Origin of the sequence: Pseudanabaena sp. SR411 (assembly GCF_002251945.1) — a bacterium.
Classification (GTDB): Bacteria; Cyanobacteriota; Cyanobacteriia; order Pseudanabaenales; family Pseudanabaenaceae; genus Pseudanabaena.
In genome coordinates this window covers 1-13,692 of record NZ_NDHW01000155.1, presented here as the reverse complement: position 1 = coordinate 13,692, position 13,692 = coordinate 1, and the positions used below count along the sequence as shown (strand labels likewise).

Below are 13,692 nucleotides of genomic sequence, written 5' to 3'. Positions count from 1 at the left end.
ACTGGGTTTGTTTTTAAATTCACAAAAGTGTTGGTATAGCGTCACAGTATAAAACCCAAAAGAGAGTTGCCGCGCGGAGCGCGGCAACTCTCTTTTGGGTTTTATACTGTGACGCTAGAATATCAATGTTGTCTTTCAGTTACAACTCCAATGATTGCCACCATTCAACGTCGTTATAGTCTCGATGAATATCGCACGATCGCCGATACCTCCGAAGAAAAATGTGAATACCACGATGGAGAAATTGTTACAATGACTGGTGGTACTGTTAAACATAGCCGTATTAGTCGAAATATACTCAATCTTCTGGATAATAAGCTGCAAAATACGAACTTTGAAGCAATTAACAATGATTTACGGCTATGGATTCCTGATTATCGGCGTGGCGTATATCCTGATGCAATGGTTTTTGATGGGGCTTTACAATTTAACGGCGAGTCCCAAGGGGATGCGTCCCGCCGCGAGGATGAAGTTTTAAATCCAGTTCTAATTGTAGAAGTGCTTTCGCCATCAACCGAAGAATACGATCGCACAGATAAGTTTCGGATGTATCGGTCTATTCCGAGTTTCTGTGAATATCTCTTAATTCGCCAAAACAAAATTTTTGTGGAACGCTATAGTAAGCAAGCACAAGTCTGGACATACAGAGATTTTGATGGTGTAGATCAGTCAATTTTGCTGGAGTCGATGAATATTGAACTAGCGATCGCCGAAATCTATCGAGGTGTTGAGTTTTAAATGTAAATAGGGCATGATCTTAGAAATCGCTCGTGCAGAGAAAAAGCAATGATATCTGGTTTTAAACATTTGAGCGTGAAACCCATAGTCAAAAACTTGAGATTTTTACCCTTGGCTCTTGTGGGGCTAGCTGTGTTTGCCCTTAACGCCAATCCCGATATGCATCCTTATCTGCAAATTTCCATAGTTTTACTAGAGGCAAAATTGGGAATCCTCATAGTATATTTACTAGCTAAGAAGATTTCCAAGCCTGTAAGATAAGCCTGTAGTTACACATTAACAAAGTTTTAAGAGGTAGCGAGTAATGAGGACTAGAACTAGTGCAATTCTTTGGTGTTTCTTTCTGGGAGCATTTGGAGCGCACAAATTTTATCTAGGACAATCTGGTTGGGGATTAATTTACCTACTGTTTTTCTGGACAGGCATCCCCTCACTTGCTGCGTTTATCGAGTTTATTATGTTGTTGTTAATGTCTGATATTGAATTTAACCGTAGGTTTAACGGTGTGATAAATCAAGCCACAGCCTCGGTTAGAGACTCTACCGCAGCACTGGGCGATCTCAAAAAACTTTATGATGACGGTATAATCACGGCTGAAGAGTACGAAGAAAAACGAAAAAAGCTACTTAAAAATATTTAGAAAAAATATTTAGAATTATGTCTCAACCTTCATGGTTTGATCAAACACCATCATGGGTTTGGTGGTCTTTTGTACCAGCATTGGGTGGTGGCGCGATCGCCTATGCTGGTGTAAAGTCTGGCTCTAATATTTGGATTGGTATCGGTGCAGGCTTTGTCACTGCTGGAATTGTTTTCTACTCTTCCCCATATCTTTCTGGCTTTGCGACAATTGTTTGGTTTGCCCAAATTGCGACAGCCTTTGCGTTGAAGCGTGAATATTTAACCAAGACTTATCCAAAGCATTTAGCATTGCCTGAAGATGAAAAACTATTTAAGGCGATCGCTGCTACTCGTCCCAAGATTGAGTTTAATGGCTGCTCTAAGAATGACTTAGTTAACGTTTTAGGATTACCGATTGTCTACGCCAATGATATTGACTCATTAAGGGCTGAAGGGCATATTTTCACTAGTCTCGAAGAACTGCACGACATTCTCGAAATTCCTAACGCAACTCTGCAAAAAATCGCGCCAATGGTAACCTTTGGCTATGACTATCGCCAAGAGACAAGTTATTCATGGAAGCGAGTTAACTCCATGACTGTTGATGAATTGATGGCGATCGGTATGGAACTAAACGTAGCGATCGCGATCACTGAGGAGCGACAACGACGTGGTGAATTTAAATCGATTATGGATATCAAAAAACGTACTGGCATTCCCTTTAGTTCATATCGCCAACTTACTTAAATAGAATAAGAAACCAAATTTTTTTGTTGTGAGGCTTCGCCACAAAAAAATTTGGTTCCTTATTCTGCTCCTAATTGTTAGAGGCTTATCTATGTTGATTTTTAGAACATCTTTAAAAGAGAATTTAGCCAAGCATCAACTATGGTTAGAGAGTCATGGTGAGAAAGGTCACAGATTTAGTGCGGCTGGAGCCAACTTAGAGAAAGCTGATCTCAGTGGCGCGAATCTGCGTAAAGCTAATCTCAGTGGTTCTAACCTTAGCGAAGTTAATCTCAGCAATGCTAATCTCAGTGAAGCAACTTTATTTGGCACAAAGTTGAGTGGTGCAAATCTTAATGCGGCGAATCTGAGCAGTGCCTCGCTGAGTGGTGCTGAACTTCAAAATGCATCGCTTCAGAATGCAGATTTGACCGAAGTACTTCTTTGCGAAGCTAATCTAAGTAATGCGAATCTGATCAATGCTAATTTACACAAAGCCAATCTCAGTCTCGGTATACCAGAATTTGTCAAAGCAAAAAATATTCAGGCAATCTTGTCTGGAAACACAATTCCTTTTGTGAATGTCAACCAGACCAATCTCAAAGAAGCAAATCTCAGTGGTGCGAATCTCAGTGAAGCAAATTTGGATTTTGCAAATCTTTTTGAGGCAAATCTCAGTGGTGCGAATTTGCAGAAGGCAAAATTATTTGCCGTAAATCTTAGTAAGGCTAATCTCTCTAATGCAAGTCTTGAGGGTGCTGATCTATTTCGATCGCAGGCTTTAGGCACTAACTTTAGTTCCGCAAATCTCACAGAGGCATGTATTGAGGAATGGATTATTGATCGCGATACCAAGTTAGATGAGGTGATCTGTGATTCTATCTATTTAAAGCATCTTCTTAGAAGCTTGCCTGATTATATTCTCAGAAAATATAGCGATCGCCGCCCATTTAATCCCAAGGCAAAATTTGCTCAAGGTGATTTTGTCAAATTAGTGAGCAAAATAAATCAAGGTTCCGAATTAGAGAAGCATGGCTCTGAGGTTTTACAAGAACACATTCTCATTGAAGAACTACATCAGATTTTTGAACAGCTTTCTGAGCAATATTTACAACGCTATGTTGATGCATCGGAAAGCGATCGCCTAGCCATCCTCAAATTAGAAATTCGCTATCAAGCTAAAAATAATCTTGCTTTTAGTGAACGATTATTAGAGGCGATTAATTTGCCAAGTCAAGCATTAACCGATCTGTTACAAAATAATTCTTTTGTAACTGTGTCTCCTCAAGTCATCGCAACTTTCTTGTAGCATAACCAGAAAGTACAGCGTTTTGCGCTTTCTTGAAAACCAGAGAAATTTTAAAAAAGCTTGCAAAGCAAGCTTTTTTAAAATTTCTCTGGAATACATAAGTCCTAGAAAGTAAAGGCGGCGTATATCGCCGCCTTTACTTTCTAGGACTTATGACCTAACTTTACTGACAGCTATATTTTATACAGATTGAATAAATAGAATGGCAACTTGGCAAGCAATAGTGTCGCTGGTTACCTTTATCAGTGTAATTTTTCTACTGATTACTGAGTGGCTACATTTTACGATCGCCGCATTCTTAGGCGCTTTAATCCTGATCGTTGCTAACGTGATGACCATGCCTGAAGCCCTTGGATACATTGGCAAGAGTCATGGCACATTAGGGCTTTTCTTCGGCGTGATGGTCATGGTACGCGCCTTTCAACCTACTAAAGTCTTTGAGTATCTTGCCACGCAAATGGTGATCTTGGCTAAAGGAAGGGGCGATCGCTTGTTATTGGGCATAGTTGCCATTACTACCCCAATCTGTGCAGTTCTCCCTAATGCCACAACTGTAATGTTACTAGCACCACTCATTCCGCCTATGGCTGAGGAAATTGGGGTGGATTTTGTACCATTGTTAATTTTGATGGTGTTTGTGGCAAATAGCTCAGGATTATTAACAATTGTTGGTGATCCCGCAACTTATATTGTCGGTGATGCGATCAATATGAGTTTTGTCGATTATTTACTCAAACTTAGTCTCGGTGGGGCGCTTGCTGTTGGCGTGATTGTTGCCATACTGCCATTTCTATTTCGCAAAATTTGGAACAAAAAGTTAGAAAATCTTGAGCGTCTTCCTCATCCTACGATCAATCACCCCCGTACTCTGATCGTTGGTGCAATCATCACTGCTTTTGTACTGCTATTTTTTGTAATTGGTGAATCATTACCAATTCCTGTACCTCCAGCAACCATAGCCTTACTAGGATCTGCCCTTGCGTTGATGCTAGCGCACCATAGCAAAATTGACACTGTGCAGCATATTTTGAGGGATGTGGATTGGAGTACTTTAATTTTCTTTATGTGTATTTTTGTGCTGATTGGGGGACTGGAAAAAACAGGGGTAATTGGCAGTATGTCAGGATTTTTGGGAGTAATTTTAGGAAAAAATATTGCCTTTGGTTCGATTAGTCTGATCTTTTTTGTAGGATTAATTTCCAGTGTTGTCCCGAATATTCCCCTCGTGGTGGCGATGGTTCCCTTACTCAAGCAATATGTGGTTAACGTCGGTTTAGCTAGTTCGGAGATTATCTCTCCCGATTTTGCAGGACAACTACCAGCGATCGTGTTGCCTCTGTTTTACGCGATGATGTACGGCGCAACCCTTGGCGGAAATGGAACTTTAGTAGGAGCTTCGGCAAATATTGTCGCCGCAGGTGTTGCTGAGCAGCATGGGCGGAGAATATCATTTAAGACATTTTTGCGTTATGGCATTCCTGTAATGATTTTGCAACTTGTAGTTGCGGCGCTCTATGTCACCTTGCGATTTTTGATTTTTTGATGAAGTCCAAATAAAGAAAGGCGGCGCTTCGCGCCGCCTTTCTTTATAGCGAATTTGATTTTGCCTACGGCAAAATCAAATTCGCTATAAAGGATAGATTTTAATTGGGAGTAATCGCATGAGAGATTGTCCTAGGCGATAAGCCTGCGTGTCATACATTGGTAACTCGATCGCCGCAGGGAGACTTTGCATAAAGCGCCGCGCAATCTCCAGATCGCAACCTGAAATATTTTTAAGCTTATTGCCCGCATCCAGCAAGACACTGGAATTGAGGGGTGGTTTAGCGCGTAACTGCCAACGTTTTGGTAAATGGAGGTTACCCAGTTCAATGCGTCTCAGTCCTGAAATTGAAGCTAATAGTGTCAGGCGATCACCTACTTTCATCACCTCATCATCGGATGGCATATAGAACTCACTATGCCCATCAGCTTTAGGAGCGCTAGTTTTTAGATAAACTGGCACAACGATATAACCATAGGCAATTTGCGAAAGATTTTTGCCTATTAATGTATCATTCTCAGAAATGATATATTCCGCGACCAAAACTGTGCGCTGATTGAGGCGAAATAGACTTAACATATTTTCCCCAAATGCTGCTCCTGCAAAGGCTTCGGCGGATAAGGCATAGGCACAAAAAGATTGAGAACTGGGCAGAAGTTCCGCTAGGTTTTCACTGAAATAGCGATCATAAGTACGAATAGCAAGATTCATTTGGCGATTAATTCTTTTGGCTGCATCACGGGCTAGTAAAGCAGTTTCGAGATTGAGCATTTGATCGTCGGTGACCGAGAGAATACTCTTGGCTGTAGCCAGATTTGTTTTTGATAGCTCTTCGATAATGTTGCCTGTGAACCAAGGTACTTTGTCCGCCAGATCACAGTCGTGGGGATTTTCACTAACGATCACAAAGGGAAGTTGTAACTTGAATAGAAGATCCGCAATTCTCTGACCCAGCCGACCAAATCCAATCAGGATAATATGATCGCGTCTGGGAATAGGTAGCGATCGCTTAAAAAACTCAAATTTGGAACTGAGAATGCTATCGGCAATCAATCCGACTACACCTAAAACAAATAGTAGACTGATCAAGGTAATGGATAAGCAAAATATCACCACCCACAAAGGTACTTGGTCTTCGCTCAGTCCTCCAAATACATCCCCAAATCCTCCTAACAACAAGATCATGCTTGCCGAAACAGCCTTTTGCCATGAAATATTCGGCACATTAAAGAATAAAACTACTGAGCTAATTCCCCATAGGGTAATTGCAGTTATCACGCCCCATAGAATGAGACGACGCGATCGCACCGCTTGAAACCAAGAGCTAATCTGATGCCATTTCGACTTCCAAAATGCGGAACCTGTAATTTTGAGCAGCAGTTGATCAATTCTTTGCAAAGCTGAAGAACTGGGATGAATAGAAGGAAAATCAGTTAGTTGAGCAAGTCGGCTAGGCGTGGAGAAATCATTTTCCACAAATTCAATGAAGGCTACTCGATCGTCAACATGGATAATTGTATCAGGTTCCCATTGAAAGAAGAGGCGATCGGAGTTATGGTCAGTGACACTCAACAGGCGAGAATATTTTTTATGTAGGAGATAGGCAGGCGTTCTCAAAAAACGATAGTCATTTGGTTCTACTAAACGTTCCACTACCCTTAATTTGCGATCGCCTAGTTGAAATAATCCTAATGTCCCTCCGCCTAATCCTGCCACGGCAAAGGAAGCGGCAGGGAGATCTACAGGATCAAGGGCAACAAAGTTTCCTAATTGATCTTTAAGTAACTGATTAAGATTTTGACGGGAGGAGCGAACGACAATATGCACATTGGGATTGAGACGACGGGCGGCGATCGCGGTTTCAATGTTCACATTCTCATTACTGGTGACTAGCAATATCGCTCGACAGTTGTCGATTCCTGCTTTGATTAGGATTTCAGAGCGCCGACAATCTCCTAAAATTATGGATTGATCAAGGAATTCTGAGAAGTTATCAAACTCCATAATTTCTGGATGGACTTTATCGATCGCACAAATTTTTACTTCATATTCGCGATAGGCAAATTTCTTTAAGTTAAAGACAGAATGCTGTCCTAGACTGCCTAAGCCACAGACAATAAAGCGATCGCATACACTTTCACTCTCTGCGTTTAGATTAGTTCCTGAATTGGTAGTTGGCTTTGAAGTTTCTTTTTCTTTGTTGTTTATGGCTAGATGATCTTGATCAAACTCTATGGTTTCGATCCATTGTGGTAAGGGCTGCCCAAACCAGAATGCATAAATTCGTGCAGTCTTGAAATTATGATGGTCAAAGCCATGACAACATGTGGCGATCGCTTCTACTAGCACTTGGCGATCGCCAAAATAAGTAGACTCCAATAAAATATGTAACTCTTGAGGCTTTTGTCTGACTGTGACATTTACTTTGATTTCTAGGTCAAGCAAGCAATTTTTAATCTGTACAGCAAGCGATCGCATTCTTTATTCACGTTTTCAAACTAATAAATCTGCAAAGAACTTAATCATAACCCACGAACATTAATAGAAGGTTATCTTGACATTTTAGCAAGAATGAAAATGGCGGCGCGAAGCGCCGCCATTTTCATTCTTGCTAAGCAATGCTGCTCCGCTTGCGGGACTCCTTATAAGAAGTCGTCACATTCCGTAACCCTGATTTCACCATTTGCTGTTCGAGAATTGCAAAAAAGCGGCGACGATCGCTTCCAGTGACAACAGCCTGATTATGCGCTTCGGCAAGCGCCACAGGGTAGCCATAGCCTTTCTGCACTTGCGCGAGAATGATTTGCAAAGCTTGCGATCGCAAGTTCACATCCAGAGCAGTCCAAGCTGGCATCTCAATTCTGGCAATTTCTGTGCCGACATGGAGGTAGCAAAAATAAATCTGATGTTCGCCATATTCCTGCAAAATCCTCGCATGGCTTTTCCAAAGAGGACTACATTCGCCTACCTTCAGCAATCGACTCCATAAAGTGCCATCACGCAAGGGTTGAATTTGACTACAAGGTGCAGAATCTAGAGGCTTAGTCGAACAATGGGTATGGCAATCAGGCTGCTCAAAAGGACAGAGTTGCAAACGCAAAAAGTTTGTAGCTTCAGCAGCACGGGGAGCGCTGATGTATCCTGCCAAGGGAATGTGTTGAGCCTTCAGGGCATCCCATGCTAAGAGAATATCTGGCAAAAGTTGCGATCGCGCATCGGCAGGAACTTCGTCAAATTCCCAATGAACTAACGCACCATCAGTAAATGCTAGCATTGGCAACTTGGGAGATTGCGCTCTCGTTTCTATAGCTAAATTCGCTAGAGCCACATTTTCGGCAACTGTACGCCGCAATGTCATCCATTGCTCAGTCTGAATTCCCCATTGTCGAGCTTTGTAGAGATCTTCCGTTTTATAAAATACTTCAGGAATATTATCAAGTAATGGATAGATGCCAGAGTTATAGTAAATCACTACTCGCCCAATATTAATCAAATAGCAATAGGCGATCTCATGGCGACTGGGTGCAATTTGGGAACCATCGGTGGCTAAGACTATGTGTGGTGTAGTAATAGGGGCGACTGCTAGAATTTGCAATAAAGGTTCTACTGGTTCAGCACAATTAAACATGAGGCGATCGCGAAATTGCTGACTTTGTTGGCAGAGCAAGGCTTGATTGACAGTGGCTTGATGAAATATGGTTTCCGCGCGATCGAGTTTAACTGTCAACTGCTGAGCCTCTTTCTGCAATTGTTCAGACATGCCCTGCATCTGTCCCATCAACTTCTGTAAATCCAGCATAAGTACTTCTCTAAATTTTCTAGTAAGGATTTGAAGACTTCCATATGTAGCAATTTTTGATCGTAAAGCGCTGTAATACCTGTAATCATTTTCTATCAAAGATTGATTGGATAAAATTACTGATAATGTTCTAGATTTTGTTGGCGAGCAAATTTTTGCCTCAACTTTTTTCAAATTCCAAAGCGATCACAGAAGGCTCCAATATCACTAATCTTTTTAAACTTTTTCCTTTGCTTCTACAATAATGCGATTGCTTTGTAAAATATTATTGATTTGATTAAGAACTGCAAAATCTTCTTCAGGAAGGTTGAGAGCATGTGATAGTTGTGGATTCTTCTCTAAAAAACTAAAGGCTTGACGAAACTCGTTGGGCGTTGCGGCGATCGCATTGTCAAAATGGCAAGGAACAATCCGCACAAAATTCCAACTGGCAACCCTATCCGCCCACGCAATTACCGTTTGCGGATCGCGATTGAGAATGAGAGCCTGAAGAATTGGCGCGACGAAAATACGTCCATGACCGCGTAGAGCTTCAAAGGATTGATGCCAGTTATATTTCCAGCGAAAAGGGTATAGACCGAACAAGGCTTTGTGCGATCGCTCTGGCGCTTTAGCGATATCTAGTAAGGCTTGGAAAAAGGAAACAGTTTCCAAAACTTGGGGACGGAAATAGAACAAAAATAATGCCGTTCTTTGCCAACCACGAATCCGATTTACTTCTGTATCGACAATTGGCTCATCCGCACCATCTCTAGCATGGAATAGCAATGGATAGGGATCGATTTGTAAGATTTCTGGTGGCTTTTCAGGAACAGAAACAATCGTATCGGTAACTAAAAGCGTCTGCGATCGCTTGTCAAATAGCGCGACCTCTGCAAACCGACCTAATCCCAGTTCAATTGAGCCAAGAATCGCATAGTCAAACTGATCGGCAAAGGGAACCTTCGAGCTATCTTCAGGTAACAGTGATGTACGTCCCCAAGGCATACCTAACCAACTGAGTGGTAAATTAAATGGGAAGCTCCATTGGTGCGGCGAGACATAAACGTGAGCCTTGGGAAACTGCCGCGCAAATGGCCCCACAAAAACCTTATGCTCAATTCCTGAAACTGTTGGCAAAATGATGTATTTAACCTCGCCATGCTCGGCAACCAATTCATTAACGAGGCGAATACATTCTAGAGTCGGGGCGACGGGGGCATATACTAGCAGTCCACCAGCCGACAACTTCACTACCGTCATTCTGATCGGTACGACCACATAAAAAATTCCCTGAATCTGCTCGAATGTCCAGATCGCATCCTTGACAATTTCTTTACGAATAGTGCGTCTCTGACCATAGGGATAAAGCGGCACGACCTGCCAAAATTTCCACGACCAGTCCTTTGGGCTGCTTGGCTCATGCTCAGACTTGTGATGTGTTGCTTGGGCGGTCATTAACCTCGCTCTCAGTACGCATACTATTTACAGTGCAAATATCATAATGCGATCGCTAACACCAATCAAACTTTCATTAAATAATCATGTTTATCCGATCTTTACCACAATAAAATAGAGGCGACACTTCGTGTCGCCTCTATTTTGTAACAGGAATGGTAGGACTCGAACCTACACAGATCGATTTAGAAGATCGATGCCCTTCCACTAGGCGACATTCCCAAATAAACATAGAGAGTGGGCAAAGCCCACTCTCTATGTTTTAAAGCAAGCGCTTTGCTTCACATAGCAGTCCTGTTTCAGGATGAACATAAAATTCGTCATATCTTCTGCCAAAACAGCCATCGCCAAGATAGCGAGGTTGATATGGCTTACGACAGGGCTTACCATCGACGATTTCGACATAGCGCTCCACATACTGCCAAAGATGCGTAACCACATGCTGTCCAGTCACCGTTCTTTGGTCAAGGCGATCGCATAATTTGCTATACACCAGATCCCAAGGTTGACCCACATGCGATCGCAAAAATCGCCGTAATGGAGCTAGATGATCGGAGAAGTATTTAGTTTTCTGTCTTACTTTGATCAAGTAGGGACTTAGCAAACCATCTTCGCTAGCTTCAAGGGTTAGACGATCGAGTTTCTTTCGCACACCTTTTAATCTACGCGAACTTTGTCTCATGCCACCACGCGGACGTTCGATCACAATCTCTTCGAGGCGATGTTCGCTCATAATCTCAAATATCTAATAACGGAGTTCTGAAAGCTGATGATGAAGTACAGAAATTTTAATGAATGGGATAAGTCGAAATGCAACATGATTGTTCTCCTGAATTAGTAAGTAATGGATTTCTCTGTAGAAAAAATCCATTACAGGTTTTAAGCTGATGACAGGAATTGAACCTGTAACATTCTGTTTACAAGACAGATGCTCTGCCAGTTGAGCTACACCAGCAAAAGTATTTTTAGATTCATCGTGCAAAGCACGATGAATCTAAGTGATATTTGGTTGCAGAGGCAGGAGTTGAACCTGCCGATTTTGAGGTTATGAGTCTCAAGAGCCTCCCTTGCTCCATCCCTGCATAGCTTTTCCAATTCAAGAAAAAATTGCTTTGCAATTTTTTCTTGAATTGCTCTCAGCGCTTAGCACTGTATCCAAGTGATAGGGATTGAACCTATGACCTTCTGCTCCCAAAGCAGCCGCGCTACCTCTGCGCCACACCTGGAAAAGATAATAAAAGCAGTGCAAAGTACTGCTTTTATTCAATACTCCTGAGAGGACTCGAACCTCCAACGCTTCGGTTCTAAGCCGAACGCCTCTTCCATTGGGCTACAGGAGCAAAAAAATCAACTGCCTTGGTAGGGATTGAACCTACGACCTCTCGCTTAACAGGCGATCGCTACCACCACTGAGCTACAAGGCAATAGTCCCCGTTTTAAAAATGGCTTTGCTATTATTAAAACCTCAAAACCTTACTAGGTAATGATTTCAATCATGTGAAGTGTAGTTACACTTCACATGATTATGGGATAAGCCCCTTAGGTCAGAATTGAACTGACGACCTCCTGTTCTTCAGACAGGCGCTACTACCAACTGAGCTACTAAGAGTAATTTTTTACAGTTTTGGATTTGTGATGATTATTTAGTTGTCAAGGTTCAGAGACATTTGTAATTGCTTTGTAGTATACTTGTAGTATACGTAATACTACGTAATTGTCAAGCAGTTTCTCAAAATAATTCTGATGCTCTTTGAACCCACATTCCGCTCTCAAAGGAAGAAAAAAATAGACCTGTACACCCTCTAAAAGCTAGTGGTGGATAGGTTCTCCGTCATTATCGTATCTTTAAGCTGTCTCTAAATAACCCAAGTTGCTACCTATCAAAAATTGCTTTAAAACACGTTAGAAGTAGCCTCGACAAGCCCTAAATAGCGTTATTTTCATAAAAAATCTAGCAAATTTTATTTTAAATTATGTTTTGAGCAAATAGGTAGCAACTTGGGTTAAATAGTAGTTCTATAATCCAGTAGTATTCAACATCAGACGATCATCAAAATCAGTCACACGATTCATCTATTACAGGCCGACAACGCTTGATACCTGCGTGTGCGTGTTCACAGACCACTCGTTGACGACTAAATTCTCGGTTCTCCTGTTTTTGTGCTTCAGTTAACTCTTTACCTCTTGGCTTCTTATGCGGTAAATGTACATTTACAAACTCATTTGGTGGTGTGTCACATTTGTTGAGAGATTGAGGGTGATTGAAAGCAAAACTCATATCTATAGGACTTCCGCAAGGAACCATAGGAATAGAAAGATTTTTAAAGATTTTTAATGAGAAGACTTTGGGCTTTGCTGATTATCTCGGCAATGTGCAGTATATCTCGGTGGGAAATCTTTCAGAACATGACAAAACATTTCTATTTTTAATGGATTATCGAAATCGCCACCGTTTGAAAATCCTCGTTCGTGCAAGGATTGTTGAAGACGATCCTGCAATCCTTGCTCAAGTTCAAGATCTAGACTATCCAGCCACCGTAGAACGGGCGATCATTTTTGAAATCGAGGGTTGTGATTGGAATTGTCCGCAACATATTCCTGTGCGCTATTCACAAGCTGTAGTGGAAGCAATGCAAGCTAGAATTAGAGAATTAGAGAATTAGAGCAACTTCTAGCTGAGACTAAGAACTCATAATGGCGTTGTTGCATAAAAAGGGGAGGGAAGGGTAAATTAGGTATTGATTAGGAGAGCAAAACCAGCAAATGACACAGAAATATCAGATCCGCAATTGGTCAGAGTATAACGCAGGGCTAAGACAAAGAGGAAGCCTGACCTTTTGGATTAGCGAAGAAGTAATCGAAGGATGGATAAATCAAACCTTAAGTGGGAAACGGGGAGCATCCAAAGATTATAGCGATATAGCAATAGCGACATTTATTACCGTCAAAGCGGTATACCACCAAGCTAGAAGACAAACGCAAGGATTGTTAGAGTCACTATTTAGCTTGATGGGTATAGATTTACCAGTCCCAGACCACAGCACCGTATCAAGACGGACAGCAAGTTTAAGCGTGACATTACCAGTAATCCCCAAACAGGGGTCAGTGCATTTAGTAGTCGATTCGACAGGAATAAAAGTCTACGGTGAAGGGGAATGGAAAACTCGGCAGCATGGGATTAGTAAGAGACGGACATGGCGCAAACTACACATTGGAGGCGATGAATCAACAGGAGAAATTCTGGCTGCGGTGGTCACCATGAATGATTGCCACGATGGTGAAGTACTGGCCGATATTCTCGAAGGGATTGATGCTGAAATCGCTCAAGTTTCCGCAGATGGAGCCTATGACCATCGCCATTGTTATGACGAGATTGCCCAACATGACGCTAAAGCAGTGATTCCTCCGCGCAAAGATGCCAAAATCTGGGAGCATGGCAATACCAATGCGCCACCCCATCCCCGTGACCAAAATCTCCGCTATATCCGTAAACATGGGCGCAAAAAATGGAAACGGGAC

The 13,692-nt window shown here is 41.9% G+C and carries 13 protein-coding genes and 7 tRNA genes; 8 read left to right on the top strand and 12 right to left on the bottom strand.

The features are described from left to right. Positions 1–150 precede the first annotated feature (150 nt). From B9G53_RS15815 to B9G53_RS15790, 6 genes are all read left to right on the top strand, one after another. The gene (locus tag B9G53_RS15815; RefSeq protein ID WP_094533960.1) at positions 151–738 is read left to right on the top strand and encodes a Uma2 family endonuclease; all 588 of its coding nucleotides are present in this window, start codon (positions 151–153) and stop codon (positions 736–738) included. Positions 739–786: 48 nt separating this feature from the next. After that, positions 787–999, top strand: coding sequence for a hypothetical protein (locus tag B9G53_RS15810; RefSeq protein ID WP_094533958.1), 213 nt, complete (start codon positions 787–789; stop codon positions 997–999). Between the two features lie 43 nt (positions 1,000–1,042). Beyond that, positions 1,043–1,378 (top strand): NINE protein, encoded by a 336-nt coding sequence (locus B9G53_RS15805; RefSeq protein WP_094533956.1) that lies wholly within the window; start codon positions 1,043–1,045, stop codon positions 1,376–1,378. A gap of 17 nt (positions 1,379–1,395) precedes the next feature. Next, complete coding sequence (locus tag B9G53_RS15800; RefSeq protein ID WP_094533954.1) at positions 1,396–2,106, top strand: helix-hairpin-helix domain-containing protein; 711 nt, start codon at positions 1,396–1,398, stop codon at positions 2,104–2,106. Between the two features lie 91 nt (positions 2,107–2,197). Continuing rightward, positions 2,198–3,394 (top strand): pentapeptide repeat-containing protein, encoded by a 1,197-nt coding sequence (locus B9G53_RS15795; protein WP_094533952.1) that lies wholly within the window; start codon positions 2,198–2,200, stop codon positions 3,392–3,394. Between the two features lie 202 nt (positions 3,395–3,596). Then, positions 3,597–4,937, top strand: a complete 1,341-nt coding sequence (locus B9G53_RS15790) for an SLC13 family permease (RefSeq protein WP_094533950.1) — start codon at positions 3,597–3,599, stop codon at positions 4,935–4,937. Between the two features lie 84 nt (positions 4,938–5,021). On the opposite strand, the gene B9G53_RS15785 is transcribed toward B9G53_RS15790, so the two are convergent. The 12 genes from B9G53_RS15785 to B9G53_RS29105 form a co-directional block, all read right to left on the bottom strand. Continuing rightward, positions 5,022–7,415 carry an NAD-binding protein gene (locus B9G53_RS15785; protein WP_094533948.1) on the bottom strand — a complete coding sequence of 798 codons (2,394 nt, stop codon included), beginning with the start codon at positions 7,413–7,415 and terminating at the stop codon, positions 5,022–5,024. Positions 7,416–7,548: 133 nt separating this feature from the next. Further along, a complete protein-coding gene (locus tag B9G53_RS15780) occupies positions 7,549–8,736 on the bottom strand; it encodes a DNA double-strand break repair nuclease NurA (RefSeq protein WP_094533946.1) in 1,188 nt (395 codons plus the stop codon). A gap of 216 nt (positions 8,737–8,952) precedes the next feature. After that, complete coding sequence (locus B9G53_RS15775) at positions 8,953–10,173, bottom strand: DUF4336 domain-containing protein (protein WP_094533944.1); 1,221 nt, start codon at positions 10,171–10,173, stop codon at positions 8,953–8,955. 150 nt (positions 10,174–10,323) lie between these two features. Further along, positions 10,324–10,395, bottom strand: a tRNA-Arg gene (locus B9G53_RS15770). Positions 10,396–10,435: 40 nt separating this feature from the next. After that, positions 10,436–10,906, bottom strand: coding sequence for a hypothetical protein (locus B9G53_RS15765; RefSeq protein ID WP_094533942.1), 471 nt, complete (start codon positions 10,904–10,906; stop codon positions 10,436–10,438). A 149-nt stretch (positions 10,907–11,055) separates the two neighbouring features. Beyond that, positions 11,056–11,128: transfer RNA gene (locus tag B9G53_RS15760), tRNA-Thr, on the bottom strand. Positions 11,129–11,179: 51 nt separating this feature from the next. Next, a tRNA-Met gene (locus tag B9G53_RS15755) sits at positions 11,180–11,256 on the bottom strand. Between the two features lie 71 nt (positions 11,257–11,327). Next, positions 11,328–11,399, bottom strand: a tRNA-Pro gene (locus tag B9G53_RS15750). Positions 11,400–11,440: 41 nt separating this feature from the next. Beyond that, a tRNA-Leu gene (locus B9G53_RS15745) sits at positions 11,441–11,513 on the bottom strand. 11 nt (positions 11,514–11,524) lie between these two features. After that, a tRNA-Asn gene (locus B9G53_RS15740) sits at positions 11,525–11,597 on the bottom strand. 111 nt (positions 11,598–11,708) lie between these two features. After that, positions 11,709–11,782: transfer RNA gene (locus B9G53_RS15735), tRNA-Phe, on the bottom strand. A gap of 447 nt (positions 11,783–12,229) precedes the next feature. Next, positions 12,230–12,451, bottom strand: coding sequence for a transposase family protein (locus B9G53_RS29105; protein ID WP_369683003.1), 222 nt, complete (start codon positions 12,449–12,451; stop codon positions 12,230–12,232). Between B9G53_RS29105 and B9G53_RS15725 the strand changes: the two genes are divergently transcribed. Together B9G53_RS15725 and B9G53_RS15720 are read left to right on the top strand one after the other, a co-directional pair. Beyond that, on the top strand, positions 12,435–12,836 hold the full coding sequence (locus B9G53_RS15725) for a hypothetical protein (RefSeq protein ID WP_217901603.1): 402 nt from the start codon (positions 12,435–12,437) through the stop codon (positions 12,834–12,836). The genes B9G53_RS29105 and B9G53_RS15725 overlap by 17 nt on opposite strands. A gap of 100 nt (positions 12,837–12,936) precedes the next feature. Further along, positions 12,937–13,692 (top strand): IS5 family transposase (locus B9G53_RS15720; protein WP_094533962.1); only part of this gene is annotated, 756 nt, incomplete at its 3' end.